We start from the raw sequence: 21,754 nt of genomic DNA, 5'->3' as shown, positions 1-21,754 counted from the left end.
CAGGGCTGTTACATAGAGTTACAAATGTTTGATTTATAATATATTAAATTCATAAGTTCTTTGAAATTAATGATACTCCATTCCATAGCTGACTTGATAGAGTCTTTTCCATTAAGACGAAATAGGTTAATTGATATATTTCTCATTATTGAAAGATTCTCAGGAGCATTACCTGATTTAGTCTTACTCTTGTCCTCTTTCATTTGTACATCTTTCACCCAGTGCAAACGATTTTCTATACCCCAATGAGAACGTATGTGATTAGCAAAGAAATCAGCCTTATTCTTAGCTACACTGCTAATATGGTAAACTATCTCTATTGTCTGACCTTTCTTTGTTTTGACATAACGTGTTGTTTCTATAATTCGCTTTATACCAAACCATTCAGGAGAAATACCCTCTAAATTTTTATAAACTTTGGTAATACGCAATTCATCACGACCTCTTAGCAAAGAACACTCTTGGTAAGTGTGCATTAAATACTTTTTTGTAGCAACATTTGCTTTTATTTGCTCAAAAAGCTTTTTTTGATTACCTTTTACTTGTACTATGTAGTCATTTTTTGACTTTATAATAGTTTCAAGAGTTTTTTTGACAATGTAAGGCATCTAAAGTGATTATTTCACCTTGAATGTCTAAGGCTTGTAAGAGTCTTTGAACGGTATAAATTTCAGATTCTTTTTTGTTCTCTAATTTATCACAAGCTAATACAATGCCTCTTTGTGAAGCAAAAACACTTATCAATGAAACAAAATTCTGATAGTTATTTTGAGTGTCTTTAATAGTTCCTGCAATAGCCTTTCCATCAACAGCAAGTGTTTCACCTTGACACATTGGTAAAAATTGGGCAGTCCACTGATTGAATTTTTGGGCAAAATCATCAAAATCAATTTCCATAAATATCCTTCTAATAGAGCCATATGTAGGTACTTTACAGAAAGTTAGATACTTTTTAAACTCCCATTGGTTTTCTTTGAGGAAACGGCCTATTTCTCGATAACCAGTATAACCTGACATTATTGCTGTTAGGCACATAATCAGGAAGTTAGGCATTTTATGGCGGATACCGCGTCTTTTTCTAGTATCCTCTATACTAGATAACATTTCTATCAGTGTCATAGACTTTTACATTTTATTGGAATGCAAAAATAGTAATTTAAAATAACTTACAAAACTTTGTAACAGCCCTGCTCTTTGAGGGGGTAGGGGGAGGTTACCTTTGTCTTTTCACTATCCGCCTGTCGTGCTACGACTGCCTGTGTGGCTCGCACCGTCTTTTGTTCGTCATTCCTTCGTCCCACTTTTCCGTTACTACACTCCCTCTCCTTGGGAGAGGGTTGGGGAGAGGATATTTTGTTCATCTGTCTGTCGTGCTACGACTGCCCGTGCGGCTCGCACCTGCCTGTGTGGCTCACACCTTTAACTCTTCATTTTTCACTAAATTGCTTCCCCATACTTATCAAAATACTTCACAGAGATTTTTTTCCCGTCAAAGCTAATATTTTCAAGCTCTCTCGCTATCTCACTGCCTTTGCCTACAATGATGATTCTGAAGTTTTCTAATAGAAAATAACTATTAGCAACTCGCTGTACGTCTTCTTTGGTTACTGCATTGATGTTCGCAATATAGTTCTTGTAAAAATCTTCGGGTAAGTTACACACTTTTATATTGATAGCGTAATTGGCAATCGTCTGCGGACGCTCGGTAGCCAGTACAAACTGACCCAAGTATTGTGCTTTGGCTTGTGCCAACTTTTCTTCACTCACTACACTAGTTTGTATGCGCTTCACTTCTTTGAGTATCTCAACAATGGCAGGAGCTGTTACGGCATTCCCTACTTTGGTCTTGATGCTGAAATTGCCTTTTGTCCATTTATCTGTTTTGAAAGTAGAAAAAGCACCATAAGTATAGCCGTGTTCTTCCCGCAAATTCATATTGATATAACTACCAAAATCTCCACCTAAAATACTGTTGGCTACCAATAGAGGGAAGTAATCAGGGTGCGACATTTTTAGGTCGATGAGGTTCGTAACCCTTATTTCCGATTGTACCGCACTGGGTAAGTCTATAAAGTTAATTTGTGTTTCACTTACATTCTCAGGGATATATAAGGCAGGAGCTTCTTCTGAAAAAGGTTGCCAATCAGCAAAATATTCGTTTACCAAAGTAATTACCTCTTCGGGGTTTACATCACCTGTAACAACCAAATAGGCGTTGTTAGGTACAAAACGTTTGCGGTAATAGTTAGTTACATCGTCTAAGGTGAGGGCAGCGATGTGAGCTTCGGTTATGTATTCGCCGTAAGGGTGAGCCGTGCTGTACCGTAAGGTTTGTTGTACGCGCTTCATAATCACTTCGGCATTACTCTCATTGGCACGAATACTTTGGATAATGCGCGCTTTTTCTTTTTCCATATCTTCTCCCGTGAAGTTAGGGTGCAGGGCAGCATCGGCAATGAGAGCCAACACACGCGGGAAATACTTAGAGAGTACTTGGGCATAAACGCCATTAGAAGCGATAGAGAGAGTCGCTGCGAGATAGTCTATTTCCTCATTAAAATCGTCTTTACTGATAGAGGTAGAGCCATTGCCCGCCATTAGCGAAATAAGGTCAGAAATTCCTTTCTTTTCTTTTTCTAATTCCGGACATTCGTCTAACGAAAGGCGAATTCCCACTTGAGGAAGTTTATGGTTCTCCACGATAAGGAGAGTGAGTCCGTTCGGGAGGGTATGAGTAACAGGTGTCCCTAAATTAATGATAGGAGCAGCTCCTGGGGTGGGTTGTATAGAGCGGTCTATATGTGTCATTTTTGTTTACTTATAGATTTGAAGGTAAATAATTGAGGTCTAAACGTTGACTTTTGTCCAAATACTTGCGTGCTGCCTCTCTGATATCCTCTCGGGTAATAGCGCGGTAGTGGTCTATAGCCTTGTTAATAAGGTTAGTGTCTTTGTAGAAAGTATAGTTGTCTGCCAAAGAGAGGGCAATTCCTTCCATATGGCTATTTTGAGACACAAAGTTAGCCTCTATCTGGTTTTGTAACTTTTCATATTCTCGCTCACTGATGAGTTCGGTTTGTAGTCTTGTAATTTCTTCGTCCATTTCTTGTGCCAAAGTTTCCAAACTCACACCGTCCATAGGGAGTGCTCCCATTATATAAACGCCATAATCTTCTTGAGCGTCCGAAAAAGCCAATACCTGCAAAGCTGTTTGATGCTCGTCTATCATCTTTTTGTAGAGGCGAGCGCTCTTTCCGTCAGTGAGAATGTTAGAAAGCAAGTCGATAGTAAACGAATCTTTGTCCGTCATTGCAGGAGTCCGATAGGCGTATAGTTTTAGTGGGATTTGTATATTAGGATCGTATTCGGTTACCTCAATAGTTTTAGTGATAGGAGCTTCTTCTATTTTGTTGCGTTGTATAGCATCACCCGTATTAGGAATGGTCGCAAAGTATTGTTCTATCCATTCTTTGGTCGGTACTGTATCGAAATCGCCTGCCACCACCAGTACAGCGTTGTTAGGGTTGTAGAACTTCTTCTTAAATGCGATAAACTCCTCTAAGCTCGCAGCGTCTAAATGTTCCACTTTTCCAATTACTGTTCCCGAATAAGGGTGTTTTTTAAAAAGGTACGGATTGATAGCCGAGCGGTACATTATTCTGCCGTAAGGTGTATTGTCTATACGTTGGTTTTTCTCTTCTTTTACCACTGAATTTTGAGACCTTACTCCAATCTCATTAATAACAGGGTGCAACATACGTTCGGATTCCATCCACAAGCCTAATTGCAAATTGTTAGACGGGAAGACTTCATAATAATAAGTTTTGTCCTGCGTAGTAAAAGCATTGTTATGTCCACCATTTGCCGATACAATATCAAACCATTTGCCACGTGCTATATGCTGAGTGCCTTCAAAAAGGAGATGCTCAAAGAAGTGGGCGAAGCCAGTGCGGGTAGGGTCTTCGTCTTTGGCGCCTACGTGATACATTACTCCTATGGTAACCACAGGAGCTGAGTTATCTCGGTGAAGAATCACGTGTAGTCCATTAGAGAGGTCGTATTCTTCAAAAATGAGAGATTGAGCCATAGTTAATTAGTCGATTTGTCAATGAGATAATTAGCAAAAAAACTTTGCTAAAGTCTGTATGGCTTTAGCAAAGTTGTTCAATATGAAAAAAGTATTTGTTATAAATTCGCGTTGATAAGTTCTTTTACCTTAGCATCTGATGGTTTAGGTGCACTAATGCTAATGATTTTACCATTCTTTACTAACATAAAACGAGGGATACCGCTTAGGTCGTAGTTATCTATGAAATCGCGGTTCATACTTAGGTTAGTATATAGTTGGATACCACTTAGCTTCTCACGTTGTACGGCAGCTTTCCAAGCCTCTTTGTCTTGGTCTACTGAAATACTTACAAAAGTAACGGGTTTGCCTTTGTATGCTTCTTGCAAAGCTTTCATACTTGGTATTTCTTTTATACAAGGTTTACACCAAGTTGCCCAAACGTCGATGTAAAGTAATTTGTCTTTAAGACTTTCATAAGATACTGGTTTGCCATTCAAATCTTCAGCTGTAAAAGGAGGAAAATCTGTACCAGGTTTTAGCCTTTCAAGTACCGCTATACGTCTGTCTAACTCTTTTAAGGCAGCAGTGTCTTTCACGTTTTCTTTGATACTTTTGATGAGTTCAGCATTTTCTTCAGGAGTGTTAGCTACTGAAACTCCACTGATAAAATAACGAGTAAGGTCCGCTTTAATGTTTTGCGATTTCAGAGTTTTTACGTGAGCGATGAGTTTACTCCAAGGGTCTTCGCCGTTTTCGTTATCTTGAAACTTATCGAATAGTTTATTAGTAACTAATTCTTTGTAAGCTCTGTAGGTATTATAATCTTCAGCGATATCATAATCTATCTTAGCGAGCTCATCAGCAAACTCTTTAGGAAGTGCTACCTCTTCTTGAGTGAGTTTTTGGTGCGCATTTTTGTAAATAGATTTTAGGTAAAGCATTTCGTAGTTAATAGCCTTTTCCTCTTTTTTGACAAAGTCTTTAGAAAGTTTCTTAGTGTTTTTCAAAAGGTCAGTATACTTTTTGCTATACTCATTTACAGCTGTTTTAAATTCTGCAGGTGCTTTAACTAAAAGTTGTTGCATACCACCACTTTTCTGAATTTCCATTGTAAGGTCAGCTTTCTTGTGCAAATAAGCATTTGCAAGCGTATCTTTGCCCGAGAACTTTATTTCTAAAGGCATCTTAGTGAGGTCGATATTAACCCCAAGTTCGTCACCTTGCTCTAAATACAACGGAATTTCTATTCCCTGAGGATTGAAAATAGTATAGTAATTAGAAGGTACGCGAAGCGTGTCTTGAAAAGTACCATCGGGTTTGATATGCAATGGCTGGTCTACTTCACCACCTATTATCTTCAGCTCCAAAGGAATCCCGTTAGTGCCTTCTACTTTTCCTGAAAGCACTATATAATCAGCTCGTTTACTACAAGCTACAAAGCCTATTACGGCTAACGACAAAATAAATAGTTTTTTCATCATCATTTGTAAAATATAATTAGGTGGCAAAGATAAGAATATTTTTTAGTAAACAAGCACTTTCTTTCTATTTTTTTTCTATTGTAATTTATGCAAAATAAATCTTTCTAACTAAAAACTAAGAATATGGCAACCTCATTTATATAAAATTACTATTCTTTAAAATATTGAATATTAAACTTATATATACTTTTTGTGTAACAATCGTCCAAGGTTCGTATAAGTTAAGGGTAGGGTAGAGGTAAGCATAAATTTTTTCTTTCTTACAACTGTTTCAATTTTTTAACGTACATTTGCGCCGTTTTTCAAACAATACAAATATGCAAATAGAAGTATTAAAATCTAAAATTCACCGCGTTAAGGTTACAGGTGCCGATTTAGATTATATCGGAAGCATTACCATTGACGAAGATTTGTTGGAAGCAGCTCAAATGATTGAGGGAGAAAAGGTGTCGATTGTAGATGTTAATAATGGCGAACGCTTCGAAACTTATATTATTAAAGGAAAAAGAAAATCAGGTGCTATTGTACTGAATGGTCCTGCTGCTCGTAAAGTACAAAAAGGTGATATCATCATCATCATATCGTACGCTTTAATGGATTTTGAAGAAGCTAAAACGTTTAAGCCTTCTATTATCTTCCCTGATGAAACAACTAACCTAATCGAATGAAAAAGTTCTTAAAGATAGCCCTCCCGATATTTGTAGGCGTTTTCTTGTGTTGGTATGCTTATCGCCAATTTAATGAAGAGCAATTTGTCCAAATAAAACACACATTTCTAAACGCCGATTACTTCTATATCATTTTGGCTGTTTTTTTAGGATTTTTAAGCGATCTTTCTCGGGCTATACGTTGGCATTTGTTGCTAAAACCTTTGGGTTATCGCACTGCTTTTTTACATAGAGCAATGGCTGTGTTCATTGGTTATTTGGTGAATGTAACCATACCGCGTTCAGGCGAGGTCTCTCGTGCCTTAGTAGTAAGCAATTACGACGGAGTCCCTTTCGAGAAATCATTAGGCACTATCATCTCCGAACGAATTATCGACCTGCTTTTACTTTTCCTATTCACTATGCTCGCTTTCATTCTCCAATTCGAGGTTATAAGCAACTTTCTTCTCTCCAAAATCCCTTTTCAAAAACTAATGTGGTTGATGGGTATAGGAGGTTTTTCGTTTATTGTTTTTTTGTATTTCATTTACACTTCCGATAAACCTTTTTTTATCAAGGTAAAAGTCTTTTTAAACGGAATAAAGGAAGGAATCCTATCAGTCGTAAAAATAAAACATAGAACACTATTTCTTTTTCATACTCTTTTTATTTGGGCAATGTACTTTTTGATGTTCTATATTCCATTTTTTGCCCTACCCGAAACCGCACATATCAGTTTGCCCAATGTGCTTACAGCCTTTGTAGTGGGTAGTTTTGCAATGACCTTCACCAATGCAGGCTTTGGTTCTTATCCCTTTTTTATTGCCGAAGTACTATTTTTGTTTGGAGTAGCTACTCCTGTGGGTACAGCCTTTGGTTGGATTGTATGGACATCACAATTTGCTATGACGCTCTTATTGGGTAGCTTTTCATTCTTCTTTCTTCCCTTGTTGAAGAAGCATAATCCGTAGATTTTTTTCTTATTAAGGTAAAAAAACAAGGTTATCAAAACAGCTTTTGATAACCTTGTTTATATTTTATGCTTGTACTTAATTTTCTAAATACAAATCAATAAGTCCTTCTGGAGTTTTTACAATAATTTTCTTGTGGGCTCTATCTATCTTCTCAATAAACTCATCAGCCATAGGAATAAGTATCTCATTTCCGTTCTCATTCTCAATTTCAAATAACGCTTGAGAAGTACTGTCGTTTATTCCAACTATTTTCCCTACTACTCCGTAGTGCACATCTTCCACCTGAAACCCTATCACTTCGTGGTAATAAAACTTATTCCCCGATAGTTTAGGCAATACCGCAAGAGGTAAATATACTTTGTGTTTCAATAGAGCTTCTGCATCAGCCTCAGTTTCTATCTCTTCAAACTTCACGCGCAATAAATCCGACTTGTGTAAAGTGCTCTTTTCAATAAAAAAAGGAACCAGATTATTGCCTAAGGCAATAAATACTGATTCCATTTCTTCATACATTTCAGGGTCGTCGGAATCTAACTTAATTAGCACCTCGCCCTTAAAACTAAACTTTGACACAATTGTTCCTATATAAAAACAATCTTTTAAAGTCATAGGGTTATGCCTCAGTTTCGTTATTTTCTTCAGCAGGAGCTTCAGCTTCGGTAGCTTCCGTAGCTTCCGTAGCTTCTGTAACCTCTTCGGTTGCTTTAGCTGTTGCTTCGGTAGCTTTAGCTACAGCAGCGTTCTTGCGTTTCTCATTAGCTTCTTTTTCAGCGTTCAAAGCCTTTGCTTTTGCTTCTGCTTTCTCTTTAGCTAATTTTTGCTCTTTTGTAGATACTTTGTTAGCTTTCTCTTCTACCCAAGCATTGAACTTAGCCTCTGCTTGTTCTTCGGTCAAAGCTCCTTTGGCAACTCCACCAAGCAAGTGGTATTTAAGCAATACCCCTTTGTAAGAAAGAATACGACGTGCTGTGTCACTAGGTTGTGCTCCGTTTTTCAACCATTTTACAGCTGCATCTACATCTATTTCAATCTGAGCAGGATTGCTAACAGGATTGTAAGTTCCTAACTTTTCAAGGAATTTACCATCTCTTTTTGCACGTGAATTAGCAGCTACAATCCAATAGAAAGGCTTGCCTTTTTTTCCGTGACGTTGTAATCTAATTTTTACTGGCATAAAAAATTTAATTAGTGAGGTTCACGACCTCGTTATTAATTCGGGCGCAAAAGTAATAAAATTTTTCATATTCACAACGTTCTTACATAAAAAAGTTTTACTTTTGCATTCTGAATTCGTAATAGCAGCACTCTATTACCTTTGAACAAACTATGAAAATATCATTTAAAAACGACTATTCCGAAGGGGCTCACCCTTCTATTTTAAACCGAATGTTAGAAAGCAACCTCGAACAACAACAAGGATATGGTTGCGATACTTATACTAATAAAGCAAAAGCTCTTATTGCCGAAAAACTAAATAATCCTCAAAGTAAAATATATTTCGTAAGCGGAGGTACACAAGCCAATCTCTTAGCATTAGGAGCAATGTTACGTCCTTATGAAAGCGTTATTACCTGCGAAACCTCTCATATTTGCGATAGCGAAACAGGTGCTATCGAAGCTACCGGACATAAAATACACATAACTCCTGCAATAGATGGCAAAATACAACTTGATGATATTCGTGAAGTAGCTACTTGTTACACCAATTTTCCTCATCAAGTAGTGCCCCGATTAGTATACATTTCCAATGCCACCGAATTAGGCTCTATCTATACGCTTCAAGAATTAAAAGATTTGTACCACCTGTGTCAAGAACTGAACCTCTTACTCTATATCGATGGAGCGCGTTTAGCTCACGCTCTCAATGCTTCTGGCAATGATATTACTTGGGAAGATTTAGCTCGTTATACCGATGCTTTCTATATAGGAGCTACTAAAAATGGAGCAATAATGGGAGAAGCAATTGTTTTAAACAATCCTGAACTTCAATTAGGCTTTGAGTACCATATAAAACAAAAAGGGGCTTTACTTGCCAAAGGAAGGTTTCTAGGCATACAGTTCTTGGAGCTTTTCCAAAATAATTTATTTAATGAATTAGCCCTTCACGCAAATGATCAAGCTAAACGTATTCAAGACGCTTTTATAGAAAAAGGAGTACACTTCTTGTCGCATACTCCTACTAATCAGGTGTTCCCTATTCTCACTAATGAGCAAGTAGCTCTTCTCCAAAAGCAATTTGATTTTTATATATGGAAGAAAGTCGATGAAACCCATACTGCCATACGTCTTATCACTTCTTGGGCTACTAAACCAGAAAATGTGGATACTCTCATTTACGTTATTAAAAAACTATAGCTTTTTATAAGCGATAGGATTTTACTGCCTCTACAAAAGCAATAGCGTTTTCTACGGGCACATTAGGTAAGATACCGTGCCCTAAGTTAGCAATATAATGGTCTTTTCCAAAAGCATCTATCATCTCTTTCACCTTCTGTTTAATTTCGGCAGGAGGTGCTAAAAGTCGTGAGGGGTCGAAGTTACCTTGTAAAACTTTTTTACCTCTTGTAAGTTCGCGCGCTATTTCAGGGGCGCACGTCCAGTCTACGCCCAAAGCAGCTACGTTAGAAGTTGCCATTTCAGGTAAAGCATACCAACAGCCTTTCGCGAAGACAATCACTTTGGTAAAAGGAGCAAGAGCTTCTACTATTTGGTTGAGGTATTGCCACGAGAATGTGCGATAGTCGTCAGGAGCTAACACTCCTCCCCAGCTATCAAAAAGCTGTACGGCATCTACCCCTGCTTTTACTTTTTCTTTTAGGTAAAGAATCGTTGTGTCAGTAATCTTTTGCAATAAGGTGTGTGCTACCGAAGGTTGCGTAAAGCAAAGCTCCTTAGCCGTCGAAAAATCACGTGAACCTGAGCCTTCCACCGCATAACAGAAAATCGTCCAAGGCGAACCCGCAAAGCCAATTAAGGGCACACGATTGTTCAGCATTTGCTTAGTGAGCTTTACCGCCTCCATTACGTAGCCCAAACGCTCTTCAATATTAGGCACCATCACTTGTTCCACATCTTTAGCCGTACGGATAGGCTTTGGCAACCACGGTCCCACGCCTTTTTTCATCTCTACTTCTATATTCATAGCCTGAGGCACTACCAATATGTCCGAAAACAATATCGCAGCATCTACCCCTACTATATCTACCGGTTGTACGGTGATTTCCGCAGCCAGCTCCGGTGTCTGACAGCGCGTAAAGAAGTCGTATTTATCGCGTAAAGCTCTAAATTCGGGCAAATAGCGTCCTGCTTGACGCATCATCCACACAGGCGGTCGTTCAGTAACCTCACCGCTGAGTACTCTCAAGAATAAGTCGTTTTGTATCATATTTTAATTTACATAAAGAAGACTGCCCAAGAACAAAGTTCATTGGACAGTCGTTATAAAAGGAATAATAACTTTTAAATGCTTTTGATAATAGTAACAAAATCATCAGCTTTAAGGGCAGCCCCACCTATGAGTCCGCCATCTACATCTTCTTTTGCAAAGATTTCTTTTGCATTATCCGGTTTTACACTACCTCCATACAAGATAGATACTTTATCAGCAACCTCTTTGCCGTATTTGTCAGCAATAGTTTTACGAATAAAGTGGTGAATTTCTTGTGCTTGGTCAGGAGTAGCGGTTTCGCCTGTACCAATAGCCCATACAGGTTCGTAAGCCAATACAATATGTTGCCAAGCCTCAGCAGGCAAGTGAAACAAACCGTTTTTGATTTGGCTACCTACCACATCAAAGTGCTTATTAGCTTTGCGGTCAGCTAACTCTTCACCAATACAGAACACTACACGCATATTGTGTTTAAGGGCTGTGTTCACTTTTTTAGCTAAACTCTCATCAGTTTCGTTAAAGTAAGCACGGCGCTCAGAGTGTCCTAAAATAGTAGTTTTTACCCCAATACTGCCTAACATTTCAGCCGAAATCTCTCCCGTGTAAGCACCGTTTTCAGCAAAGTGCATATTTTGCGCAATTACTTCGATGTGGCTACCTTTTACTGCTTCTACAGCTGGAATAAGGTTTACAAAGGTAGGGGCAATCATTACCTCAGCATTTGTTTGAGGTACTTTTTTCAATAGGTCGGAAATAAGTGCTAACGACTTGTTAAGGTCGTTGTTCATTTTCCAGTTCCCTGCTACAATTTTTTTTCTCATATAATGAACTTTTTATTTTCTAACTTCTCGGCAAAGATATAAATAATTTACCAATTAGCAAAATTACTGATGAACACTACTAACGAATTACCTAATTAGCTAATTTATATTGTTTCTAATAGAATATTGCCATATCTTTGCCTCGTCTTTTAAAAGCGATTGCTTTTCAAGCACAAAGTTTGAACCATAAAGATTATTTAATTTAGAATTATTTTTGTCGGTAAGCGATGGGAATCTGCTTACCGGCTTTTTTATACGTTAAAACGGAAGTGCATAATATCGCCGTCTTTCACGATATATTCTTTACCTTCCACCCGCATTTTACCAGCTTCTTTTACTTTAGCCTCACTGCCATAAGTAATAAAATCATTATAAGCGATTACCTCGGCACGAATAAATCCTTTCTCAAAATCGGTGTGAATTACCCCTGCGGCTTGAGGGGCAGTGTCTCCTTGATGAATCGTCCACGCACGCACTTCTTTTACCCCTGCGGTGAAATAAGTTTGTAGGTTCAGTAGGTGATAGGCTGCACGAATGAGTTTAGAGGCTCCAGGTTCTTCTAAACCTATATCCTCCAAGAACATTTGGCGTTCTTCGTAACTTTCCAATTCGGTGATGTCAGCTTCAGTGGCTACTGCCAATACAATCACTTCGGCATCTTCACCTTTTACGGCATCTTTCACTTGTTCCACATAAGCGTTTCCGTTTTTAGCCGATTTTTCATCTACATTGCACACATATAGCACAGGTTTGGTAGTGAGCAGTTGGAAACTGTCCAGCAATTCTTTTTCTTCATCGCTTATTTGCACGGCACGAGCCGAAACACCCGTGAGCAAAGCCTCCTTTACACGGTTGAGCAAGTCCATTTCTTTCGCCGCTTTCTTATCGCCTGCTTTCGCTGCACGCGTTACTTTCTCCAAGCGTTTTTCAACCGTTTCAAGGTCTTTTAACTGCAATTCTATATCAATAGTTTCTTTATCGCGTATAGGGTCTACACTTCCATCAACGTGAACAATGTTGTCATTCTCAAAACAACGCAATACGTGAATAATCGCATTACACTCACGTATATTTCCCAAAAATTGGTTACCCAAACCTTCGCCTTTACTGGCGCCTTTCACCAGTCCAGCTATGTCTACAATCTCTACCGTTGCAGGCATTACACGCTCAGGTTTTACAAGGCTTTCGAGTTTCTCTAAACGGGGGTCAGGTACGTTTACAACACCCAAGTTGGGTTCTATAGTACAAAAAGGGAAGTTAGCACTCTGTGCTTTAGCATTTGATAAACAATTAAATAAAGTAGACTTCCCCACATTGGGCAGTCCTACAATTCCTGCTTTCATATATATTTATTGTATAATTTTAGGGTGCAAAAGTACGGTAAATAACAATAATGACAAATATTCTAATAATACTATTTTATCAATAAGGTAATTTCTTAATACTTCTCCTGTATTCCATCACCATCTCATCAATAACCTCTTTTACGCTTTGCACCTGGGTAATGAGACTCGCTACTTGTCCTATTTCCAACTCGCCTTGTTCTACGTCTCCTTCAAACATTCCTTGTTTGGTACGGCGATTACCTACTAAGGCTTTAAGGTTTTCGACAGTAGCTTGCTGAGTGTTGTAGAGCTCTTTTACCTCCTTATAGAAGCCGTTTTTAAGCAAACGTACAGGAGCTAATTCCTTTAACGTAAGTTCTGTATCACCTTCTTGGGCTGCTACTACTCTTTCTTTAAAATTAGGGTGTACAGAAGCTTCGGTAGTAGCTACGAACCTACTGCCTATCTGTACCCCTTCGGCACCTAAGGCAAGAGCAGCAAGCATTCCGCTACCTGTAGCAATTCCCCCTGCGGCAATGAGTGGAATATCTAACACTTTGCGTACAGCAGGAATGAGTACCATTGTGCTAGTCTCTTCACGTCCGTTGTGACCGCCCGCTTCAAAGCCCTCAGCTACCACAGCATCTACACCGGCAACTTGGGCTTTAAGGGCAAACTTACTACTGCTTACTACGTGAGCTACTTTTATGCCTTCTTTTTGCAATAAAGACGTATAGGTAGCAGGATTTCCTGCCGAAGTAAATACAATCTTTACCCCTTCGCGTAAAATTACTTCAATAGCTTTGTCCATTTCGGGGTACATAATAGGAATATTTACCCCAAAAGGTTTATCAGTAGCTGCTTTACACTTACGTATGTGTTCTGCAAGAGTTTCGGGGTGCATAGAGCCTGCGCCCAATAGTCCCAAACCGCCTGCATTGCTCACTGCTGAAGCCAATCGCCAACCGCTTGCCCATATCATTCCTCCCTGAATAATAGGGTATTGAATATTAAAAAGTTCTGTAATACGTGTTTTCATTGTCTACAATTTAAGGTTTTTATTCTCATCGAACTCCCAAAAAGGATTATAAGCGACTTCAAACACATAACCGTCTAAATCTTTAAAGTAACCGCTATAGCCACCCCAAAATACTTTTTGAGCAGGTTTCAATATGGTAGCCCCTAGTTTGCTAACTTTGGCTAATACAGCGTCTACTTCCGCTTCTGAGGTAGCATTGTAGCTGATAGTTATTCCTGCAAACGAACTCGGCTCATAAGGCAAAGTAGTATCTTCTGAAAGTTCTTCTAAGGGGTAAAGCCCCAATACGATGCCTCCCAAAGGGAAAAGAGCATAGTCGTCCATACTTTTATCTGATTTTTGCCAACCTAAGCCTTCGTAGAAGCTAAGGGCTTTCTGAAAATCGCGAACGCCCAAAGTAATCAAAGTAAATTTTTGTCTCATACTATTGATTTGTTAAAAGTTCTTTCTCTTTTTTAGGTACTTTGGCGAGTACTTCTTCGTAAGAATGTTGTACCATTTCTTCAATAAGAGTGGGAGGAAGGCTCTCTACTAAAACTGTATTCCAAAGTTTTTTGTTTAAGTGATAGCCTGCTATAATCTTTTCAGGGTATTGCTCGCGAAGCTCCAAAGCGCGCTCAGGGTTGCATTTGAGACTTGCCCTCAAAGGGACGCTTTCTAAATTCGTAAGCACAAATATCCTTCCACAAATGCGAAAAGCCAATATGTCCTCGCCAAAAGGCATATCTTCAGTGGTATGTGGTAAGGACAAACAAAAGTCTCTAAAAGTTTCTAAGTTCATTGTTTTAGGTAAGAGGTAAGATAAAAGGGTTGCCTATTATTCAAGACAACCCTTTATTTTATACATTCATTTGTTAATTTACAAAAATACTAATTAATTAAGCTTTTGAGGTAAGTGATTTGAAGAATACAAATCCAAAACCTAAGGTAAGCATACAGTGGAATGGGAACATACCAAAGTCGTTAAGACGAACGGCACTGTACAATCCAAAGAGGAAATACAACATTAGTAAGAATTCTACTATCATATTAGGCGATAGTTTGGTATTGATGTATTTGTTGTTTTTCCAGCTATCGGAGAGTGCGTTAATGTTGAATTTAGGAGTACGCACAAACTCACTGCGTTTGCCTGTGTGTCCTTCGAGTACTGCAACAGTGTTATGGAAAGAGAAACCTAAGGCTACTGAGAAGAACGTTACAAACAGTTTGATGTAGTTTAAAAAGTCGTCGAAGGTCTTTCCTTGCAGGTTCTTATAAGTAAACCAATAGCAAATAAACAAGATAACAGTACTAATGATAAAGAAACTAGTAATGTGGAATATCCACGCTAAATGTCCGTATTGGTTTTTGATGTACAACATAGGGATACTAAGGACTGATACCACAAATACCCATAAGAACATAGAGCTATTGAGGAGGTGCATTACCCCGTGAAATTTGGTTTTCCAACCTATGTTTTTAGCTGCTAATACACGGCTTACTGTTTTACGGAAGTTCTCAGCTCCTCCTTTGTTCCAACGGAACTGTTGAGAGCGTGCTGCTGAAATAACTACTGGAAGCTCGGCAGGTGTTTCTACATCTTCCAAATATTTGAATTTCCAATTCTTTAATTGAGCACGATAGCTAAGGTCGAGGTCTTCGGTAAGGGTGTCGCCTTCCCAGTTACCCGCATCGTAAATGCACGCTTTACGCCAAATACCTGCTGTACCGTTGAAGTTAATGAAATATCCTTTAGAATTACGCCCTACTTGTTCAAGAGTGAAATGGACATCAAGAGCGAGAGCTTGTATTTTAGTAAGGATAGAATAATTGCGGTTGATGTGCCCCCAGCGAGTTTGTACTACGCCTATTTCAGGGTCTTTGAAGTATACTACTGTACGTTTGAGCCAATCGGGTTGAGGCATAAAGTCGGCATCAAAGATGGCAACAAAATCACCTTTGGCAATAGCTAAGCCTTCTTTAAGAGCACCAGCCTTAAAGCCTTCGCGATTGGTACGACGAATGTGCTTAATATCCAAGCCTGTAGCTTGTAGTTCTTTAATGATTTCAGCCGTTTCAGCTACTGATTCGTCGGTAGAGTCATCGAGCACTTGAATTTCGAGTTTGGTACGAGGGTACTCCAATTTTGCGATATTTTCGAGCAAACGACGTACTACATACTTCTCGTTGTAAAGTGGTAGCTGGATGGTTACGTACGGAATCTCCTTAGGGTCAAGCAAGTTGAACTTAGGAGCCTCGTCGTTTTGTTTGCGATGTTTGAGATAGTTTAGTAGTAAACTAAGCATTGAGAGGCTATATAAGAAAATGCCTACTAATGCTGCACAATAGATAATAATAATCGCGTAATTGATAATTGTTGCCATAAATTATTGTTTTATGTTCTTTCTTTTAGATTTTGCAAATGTACGTGTTTTTTTGAAAACACCAAGCAAAAAAGAATTTATTTTTTAGGAAATCTCTCTTTTTTATAAACTAATAAACTGTATATCAATAATTAGCTTTGAAGTTGTTTTATGACTGTACGCACTGATATAAAACCAATTTCTTCTTCTCGAATATCTTTAAGAGCTATCCACCGGAGTTCTTTTATTTCATCGGGGGCTACAATATGTACCTCTTCGGCTTTGAGCTCGCATTCAAAAAAGATATCCATAGTGCGGTAGGGTACATTTTTGTACAGATAATTATTGGGGTAGGTGGTGATGAAGCGCAGTTGCTCAGGTTTGATGATGAGTCCCATTTCTTCCTTTACTTCGCGACAAGCTGCTTCTTGAGCCGTTTCGTTGGGGTCGATAAAACCGCCTGGGAGGTCGAGTTTTCCTTTGTCGGGGTTCATATTACGGACTGTAAATAGTATTTTATCTTTATGCTTGAACACAACTGCTACCGCAGCGGCAATATTGTGGAAATAGGTAAAACCGCAATCGTGGCAGAAAAAGCGCACGTTATTGGGAAATTCGATGTTTGTAGAAGTACAATTCGGGCAATGTTTAAATATACTTTCCATAGTTTTTGGGTGTTTTTTTAATTAGGTGAGTGTTGAGATAACAGATTTTTAAGGTTAGAAAAATATTCTGTATACCTATCTTGGACAAACCTTATACGAATCTTGGACGAATCTTGGACGATAGCTATACGTGCGGTATCACTGTGTAAAAGGTATTTTGTAGAAAAATTTTCTACATCTTATAGGGATTCACTTATAAAAATAACTTTTTGTACTTGTTGTCTTTTTTTATTAGGCGACAAATGTACTAAATTTTGTTATCTGAAAAAAATAATTTGTAAAAATAGTTTTTAATTGTTTTTTTAGTTGTACCTTTGCAGAGAAATTAAAAGCGTAATTCTATGGATATATTACTCAAGTCGGCAAAGATTATTGATGAAGAGAGTGCCTATCACGGTGCTGTAAAAGATATTTTAATTTCAGATGGGGTTATTAAGCAGATATCCAATCATATTGCTGTCGAAGGGGTAGATAAGGTACTGGAAAACACTTATATATCACAAGGTTGGACGGATAGCAGTGTTTGCTTTGGCGAACCAGGCTTTGAAGAGCGGGAGACCTTAGAGAATGGAATGCTTACGGCACAGAGAAGTGGTTTTACACACGTGCTCGTCAATCCGCTTACTCACCCGGTAGCCGACAACAAGCAAGCTGTAATGTATATCAAAGAAAAAACGAAGCATTTTGCTACTACCGCTCACCCTATTGGGGCACTAACGGTAGAGAGCAAGGGGGAATTTCTTGCCGAGCTTTACGATATGCAAAATGGAGGGGCTGTGGCTTTTGGCGATTATAAGAAGCCCATACACAATAGCAACCTGCTGAAAATAGCCTTGCAATATACACAGCCTTTCGGTGGTATTGTTATTTCTTTTCCTAACGATGCTAAAATTATGGGTAAAGGTGTGGTGAATGAGCATATAGAAGGCACCCGATTAGGACTAAAAGGTATTCCTGCTTTGGCTGAAGAACTGTGTGTAGCGCGTGATTTGGCTATATTAGAATACGCAGGGGGGAAGTTACATATTCCTACTATATCCACAGCAAAATCGGTAGCGCTTATTGAGGAGGCAAAAAACAAAGGATTGGACGTAACTTGTAGCGTAGCTATCCATAATATTCAGTTTACTGACGAGGTTTTAGAAGGGTTTGATACCAATTACAAGGTGTTGCCCCCTTTGCGCGATACTGAAAATGTAAAGGAACTAAGAGACGCCTTACAAAGAGGAGCGATAGACTTTGTTACCTCTGACCATAATCCGTTGGACATAGAACTCAAATTTAAAGAATTTGACCTTGCCTCGTTTGGGACTATTGGGCTGGAGAATGTGTGGGGTGTGCTGAGTCAGTATACAACTGTTGAAAAAGCGGTAACACTGCTTACCTCGGCGCGGAAACGTTTCGGGATACCTACTGCACCCATAGCTGAAAATACAGAAGCTGATGTTACTATCTTTACTCCCGAAGGAGAGACTGTTTTTACAAAAGAGATGATATTATCAGCTTCAAAGAATAGTGCTTTTATAGGAGCGACGATGAAAGGAAAAGTATTGGGGATTATTGCTCACAGACAAGCAATATTGAACGATGGAGTTTAAGAAATGTCTTACCTTTGTTATAGGGAGCTTGATTTTATTATTTACAAACTGTTACTTTAAAACAAAGAAAAAAACAATGGAAACACATAAAAAACTACCTTTAGAATACGTAATTCGCGAACCACAGGTAAGGACTAAACGTTCGCCTGTAATATTTATGTTGCACGGTTATGGGAGCAATGAGGAAGACCTTTTCTCCTTTGCCGATGAATTACCCAAAGAATACACGATTATATCATTGCGTGCGCCTTATAATTTAACCTCATTTGGTTATGCGTGGTATATGATTAACTTTGATGAAGACCAAGCTTATTGGAGCGATAATGAGCAGGCTATTGAATCGCGTGAATTAATAATGAAATGTATTGATGAGGCTTGTAAAGTATATGATTTGGATACGAGAAACATAAACCTCTTAGGATTCAGTCAGGGGAGTATATTGAGTATGGCTATTGCGATATCTTATCCTAAGAAAATACGCAGAGTAATAGCACTGAGTGGTTACTTAAATGAGGATATCTTGAAAGACGGATATAAGAAAGAGAACCATTCGGCTACGCACTTTTACGTATCGCACGGCACCAGTGACCAAGTAATACCTGTGGAATGGGACAGGAAAACTCCTGAGTTTTTAAAATCGATAGGGGCTAAATGCACTTATGAAGAGTTTCCGATAGGGCACGGTGTATCACCACAAAACTTTTATTCATTCCGTGAATGGCTTAGTAAATATTGATTTATGGACAAAGCAACACTTAAATCAGAATATAATATATTCAAGCAAAAGGCTTATATTATTATCTATGGGACGAATACACGCTTAGGTAAACTATTTGACCTTGTGCTGTTGTCGCTCATTACTATCAGTGTGATAATGGTAATGCTTGAAACCGTAAAGGGTGTTGACTACCATTTGCACGGTTTGTTAGTGTTTATGGAGTGGGTGATAACCGTTTTCTTCTCACTTGAATACATCTTGCGTATTATTACCAATAAAAAGCCTTATAAATATATTTTTAGTATGTATGGCATTATAGACCTCATTGCTATTTTGCCGATGTACATATCGTTCTTCGCTCCTGGTGCAAAGGCAATATTAGTAGTGAGGGCTTTGCGTTTATTGCGTATTTTCCGTATCTTGGATTTAGCGAGTTTTATGAAGCAAGGGGAGGAGCTGAAAATGGCTTTGCGCACTAGCCGAGACAAAATTCTTATCTTCATTTATTTTATATCGGTGATTTGTATACTCTTAGGGTCAGTAATGTATGTAGTGGAAGGACACCAGAACGGGTTTAGCAGTATCCCACGCGGTGTTTACTGGTGTATTGTAACAATGACTACCGTAGGCTATGGAGATATAGCTCCGCAAACTACATTGGGACAGCTGATAGCTTCGTTTGTAATGATATTGGGTTATGGTGTTATTGCGGTACCTACGGGTATTGTTACTGCTGAATATACCCATATGAAAAAGAAACAATCTTTTGAGGAGAACAAAAAGCAACACAAAGAGAATGAGGTTGCTGGAAAATTAGTTTGCAAACAATGTTCTTTTGACAAACATTTGCAGGGGGCTAAATATTGTAGCCAATGTGGTAGTGAGTTAATACTCCAAAAGAGCAATCACGATGAAGCATAAAAAAACACTTTTGAGTGTGGTAGGACCTACTGCTATTGGAAAAACGCGAATGGCTATAGCCTTAGCACAACACTTCGGTACTGAAATCATTTCTTGCGACTCACGACAGTTTTTTAAGGAGCTTTCAATAGGCACAGCTGTTCCTTCGACTGATGAATTGGCTCAGGCAAAGCACCATTTCATTCAGCATAAATCTATTTTTGAGCCTTATTCGGTAGGCGATTTTGAGCGCGATGCTATTAGCTTGCTCAACACACTTTTTAGAACTCACGATGTGGTAGTAATGGTAGGAGGAAGTGGGCTTTATGCTAATGCAGTGCTCAGAGGGTTAGATGATTTTCCTGAAACCGATGAACAGATAAGAAAAGAGCTGAATGCACAGTATAAAACAGAAGGCATTGTTTTTTTGCAACAAAAGCTAAAAACTTTAGATCCTGTGCAATACGAGAAAATAGACACAAATAATCCACAACGAATGATACGCGCCTTAGAAGTGTGTATGGTGGCAGGGAAGCCTTATTCGTCTTTTTTAAACAAAAAAGAAACGGTGAGAGACTTTGAGAGCATACAAGTAGGACTTACGGCAGAGCGAGAGGTACTTTACAATCGCATTGATGAGCGAGTGGAGCAAATGCTTGGAGATGGGTTGCTTATAGAAGCACAAGATATGTTTCGGCACAAGGAACTCAATGCTTTGCAGACAGTAGGCTACAAGGAGTTATTTGCTTTTTTTGAAGGGAAGACCTCGTTTGGCTTTGCGATAGAGGAAATTAAGAAGAACACTCGTCGATTTGCTAAACGACAATTTACGTGGTTTCACAAAGATAGTTCTATACATTGGTTTGATTACAGGACAACGGTGGAGGAAGTTCTTCAGAAAACCACAATGCCAATAATACCGGAGTAATACCACAATGCCAGAAATGCCAATAATACCAAATTAATGACAGTGCGAGGTCGTAGCACGACAGACAGGTGCGAGGTCTTAGCGCGACAGGCAGGTGCGAGCCACACAGGCAGTCGTAGCACGACGGGCAGATAGAGAAAAGACTAGTGAGAAGCCCCCGAACCCCCGAAGGGGGACAAGCCTTAAAGAGAAATTGATAAAGGCTATCGGTCTGAAAGACAAAACTTATTCGAAAATAGAGCGAAACCGAATCAAGCCTAAGAGAAACAAAAGACGAAGCGAGCCACATAGGCAGGTGTAATTAGCAAATTAGCAAATTTGAGAATTAGCAAATGGAGGCGGGAGAATGAAATAATGTAGATATGGAGAGCTTATAGGAAAGACGAACAATGAACGAAGGAAGGACGAACAAAAGACGAACAAAAGACGAACAAAAGACGAACGATGAACGAAGAAAGAACGAAGAATGAACGAAGGGAAGGCGGTGTCATATCCTGAAATAGGTTTACACTAAAAACCATAAAAAGATATGACAAAAGGGAGGAAAGAAACAGTTCGGTACAGTGATTGCTTTAAGTTGAGTATCGTAGAAGAGATTGAGAGAAACGGATTGAGTATTGAAAACTGCCGACGCAAGTACGGCATTGGAGGAAGTACAACGATTCAAAAATGGCTCAAAAAGTATGGCAAAGATCACTTATTAAATAAAATAGTACGCGTGGAAACAATTGATGAAATCGGGGAGCTTCAAGCTCTTAAAAAGGAGTTAAAAGCCCTTAAAGAGGCTTTTGCTGAAACGACTTTAGAGAATAAAGTTTATAAGACTTATTTTCAAATTCTTGGTCAGGAAACAGGAATG

Annotated in this window: 21 protein-coding genes and 1 pseudogene; 8 read left to right on the top strand and 14 right to left on the bottom strand. The window is 38.8% G+C overall.

Features of this window, described 5'->3' with window-relative positions; translation table 11 throughout:
* Window positions 1-8: 8 nt before the first annotated feature.
* The 4 genes and pseudogenes from ACSQ7D_RS12545 to ACSQ7D_RS12530 form a co-directional block, all read right to left on the bottom strand.
* Window positions 9-1,104 (bottom strand): annotated as a pseudogene (locus tag ACSQ7D_RS12545) (ISAs1 family transposase).
* Between the two features lie 333 nt (window positions 1,105-1,437).
* Window positions 1,438-2,808, bottom strand: a complete 1,371-nt coding sequence (locus ACSQ7D_RS12540; RefSeq protein ID WP_437136440.1) for a M16 family metallopeptidase — start codon at window positions 2,806-2,808, stop codon at window positions 1,438-1,440.
* A gap of 10 nt (window positions 2,809-2,818) precedes the next feature.
* Window positions 2,819-4,087, bottom strand: a complete 1,269-nt coding sequence (locus ACSQ7D_RS12535) for a M16 family metallopeptidase (protein ID WP_437136439.1) — start codon at window positions 4,085-4,087, stop codon at window positions 2,819-2,821.
* Window positions 4,088-4,185: 98 nt separating this feature from the next.
* Window positions 4,186-5,553 carry a TlpA family protein disulfide reductase gene (locus ACSQ7D_RS12530; protein ID WP_437136438.1) on the bottom strand — a complete coding sequence of 456 codons (1,368 nt, stop codon included), beginning with the start codon at window positions 5,551-5,553 and terminating at the stop codon, window positions 4,186-4,188.
* Window positions 5,554-5,867: 314 nt separating this feature from the next.
* Between ACSQ7D_RS12530 and panD the strand changes: the two genes are divergently transcribed.
* Both panD and ACSQ7D_RS12520 read left to right on the top strand, forming a co-directional pair.
* Window positions 5,868-6,218: an aspartate 1-decarboxylase gene (gene panD, locus ACSQ7D_RS12525; protein ID WP_009410720.1), complete on the top strand. Its 351-nt coding sequence runs from the start codon at window positions 5,868-5,870 to the stop codon at window positions 6,216-6,218.
* Complete coding sequence (locus tag ACSQ7D_RS12520; protein ID WP_437136437.1) at window positions 6,215-7,168, top strand: lysylphosphatidylglycerol synthase transmembrane domain-containing protein; 954 nt, start codon at window positions 6,215-6,217, stop codon at window positions 7,166-7,168. Before panD ends, ACSQ7D_RS12520 begins: the two co-directional genes overlap by 4 nt.
* A gap of 78 nt (window positions 7,169-7,246) precedes the next feature.
* Here ACSQ7D_RS12520 and rimM read toward each other — a convergent pair whose 3' ends face one another.
* A complete protein-coding gene (gene rimM / locus ACSQ7D_RS12515; protein WP_034554348.1) occupies window positions 7,247-7,780 on the bottom strand; it encodes a ribosome maturation factor RimM in 534 nt (177 codons plus the stop codon).
* 4 nt (window positions 7,781-7,784) lie between these two features.
* Window positions 7,785-8,345 carry a 30S ribosomal protein S16 gene (locus ACSQ7D_RS12510; protein ID WP_437136436.1) on the bottom strand — a complete coding sequence of 187 codons (561 nt, stop codon included), beginning with the start codon at window positions 8,343-8,345 and terminating at the stop codon, window positions 7,785-7,787.
* A 152-nt stretch (window positions 8,346-8,497) separates the two neighbouring features.
* On the opposite strand from ACSQ7D_RS12510, the gene ACSQ7D_RS12505 reads away from it, so the two are divergent.
* Complete coding sequence (locus ACSQ7D_RS12505) at window positions 8,498-9,526, top strand: threonine aldolase family protein (protein WP_437136435.1); 1,029 nt, start codon at window positions 8,498-8,500, stop codon at window positions 9,524-9,526.
* A gap of 4 nt (window positions 9,527-9,530) precedes the next feature.
* On the opposite strand, the gene hemE is transcribed toward ACSQ7D_RS12505, so the two are convergent.
* From hemE to ACSQ7D_RS12465, 8 genes are all read right to left on the bottom strand, one after another.
* Window positions 9,531-10,556 carry a uroporphyrinogen decarboxylase gene (hemE, locus tag ACSQ7D_RS12500; protein WP_437136434.1) on the bottom strand — a complete coding sequence of 342 codons (1,026 nt, stop codon included), beginning with the start codon at window positions 10,554-10,556 and terminating at the stop codon, window positions 9,531-9,533.
* 74 nt (window positions 10,557-10,630) lie between these two features.
* A complete protein-coding gene (gene tpiA, locus ACSQ7D_RS12495) occupies window positions 10,631-11,380 on the bottom strand; it encodes a triose-phosphate isomerase (RefSeq protein WP_002672864.1) in 750 nt (249 codons plus the stop codon).
* Window positions 11,381-11,631: 251 nt separating this feature from the next.
* Entirely contained in the window at window positions 11,632-12,723 is a 1,092-nt protein-coding gene (gene ychF / locus ACSQ7D_RS12490; protein WP_323977998.1) for a redox-regulated ATPase YchF, read from the bottom strand.
* 79 nt (window positions 12,724-12,802) lie between these two features.
* A complete protein-coding gene (locus tag ACSQ7D_RS12485; RefSeq protein ID WP_437136433.1) occupies window positions 12,803-13,744 on the bottom strand; it encodes an NAD(P)H-dependent flavin oxidoreductase in 942 nt (313 codons plus the stop codon).
* Between the two features lie 3 nt (window positions 13,745-13,747).
* Window positions 13,748-14,167 (bottom strand): VOC family protein, encoded by a 420-nt coding sequence (locus ACSQ7D_RS12480; protein WP_437136432.1) that lies wholly within the window; start codon window positions 14,165-14,167, stop codon window positions 13,748-13,750.
* 1 nt (window position 14,168) lies between these two features.
* Window positions 14,169-14,525, bottom strand: a complete 357-nt coding sequence (locus ACSQ7D_RS12475; RefSeq protein ID WP_264853975.1) for an MmcQ/YjbR family DNA-binding protein — start codon at window positions 14,523-14,525, stop codon at window positions 14,169-14,171.
* Window positions 14,526-14,622: 97 nt separating this feature from the next.
* The gene (locus tag ACSQ7D_RS12470) at window positions 14,623-16,107 is read right to left on the bottom strand and encodes a cellulose synthase family protein (RefSeq protein WP_437136431.1); all 1,485 of its coding nucleotides are present in this window, start codon (window positions 16,105-16,107) and stop codon (window positions 14,623-14,625) included.
* A gap of 131 nt (window positions 16,108-16,238) precedes the next feature.
* Complete coding sequence (locus ACSQ7D_RS12465; protein WP_178976724.1) at window positions 16,239-16,751, bottom strand: NUDIX hydrolase; 513 nt, start codon at window positions 16,749-16,751, stop codon at window positions 16,239-16,241.
* A gap of 341 nt (window positions 16,752-17,092) precedes the next feature.
* On the opposite strand from ACSQ7D_RS12465, the gene ACSQ7D_RS12460 reads away from it, so the two are divergent.
* From ACSQ7D_RS12460 to ACSQ7D_RS12440, 5 genes are all read left to right on the top strand, one after another.
* A complete protein-coding gene (locus ACSQ7D_RS12460) occupies window positions 17,093-18,349 on the top strand; it encodes a dihydroorotase (RefSeq protein WP_437136430.1) in 1,257 nt (418 codons plus the stop codon).
* Entirely contained in the window at window positions 18,339-19,085 is a 747-nt protein-coding gene (locus tag ACSQ7D_RS12455; RefSeq protein WP_009417951.1) for an alpha/beta hydrolase, read from the top strand. Before ACSQ7D_RS12460 ends, ACSQ7D_RS12455 begins: the two co-directional genes overlap by 11 nt.
* A 3-nt stretch (window positions 19,086-19,088) precedes the next feature.
* Window positions 19,089-19,988 carry an ion transporter gene (locus ACSQ7D_RS12450; protein WP_437136429.1) on the top strand — a complete coding sequence of 300 codons (900 nt, stop codon included), beginning with the start codon at window positions 19,089-19,091 and terminating at the stop codon, window positions 19,986-19,988.
* The gene (gene miaA, locus ACSQ7D_RS12445; protein WP_437136428.1) at window positions 19,978-20,895 is read left to right on the top strand and encodes a tRNA (adenosine(37)-N6)-dimethylallyltransferase MiaA; all 918 of its coding nucleotides are present in this window, start codon (window positions 19,978-19,980) and stop codon (window positions 20,893-20,895) included. The genes ACSQ7D_RS12450 and miaA overlap by 11 nt, the downstream gene beginning before the upstream one ends.
* Window positions 20,896-21,424: 529 nt before the next feature.
* Window positions 21,425-21,754 (top strand): transposase (locus ACSQ7D_RS12440; protein ID WP_437136260.1); only part of this gene is annotated, 330 nt, incomplete at its 3' end.

It is taken from the genome of Capnocytophaga sp. G1920, from assembly GCF_051417515.1.
Note: the sequence above shows the minus strand (reverse complement) of the source record. Positions and strands in the feature narration are given on the sequence as shown.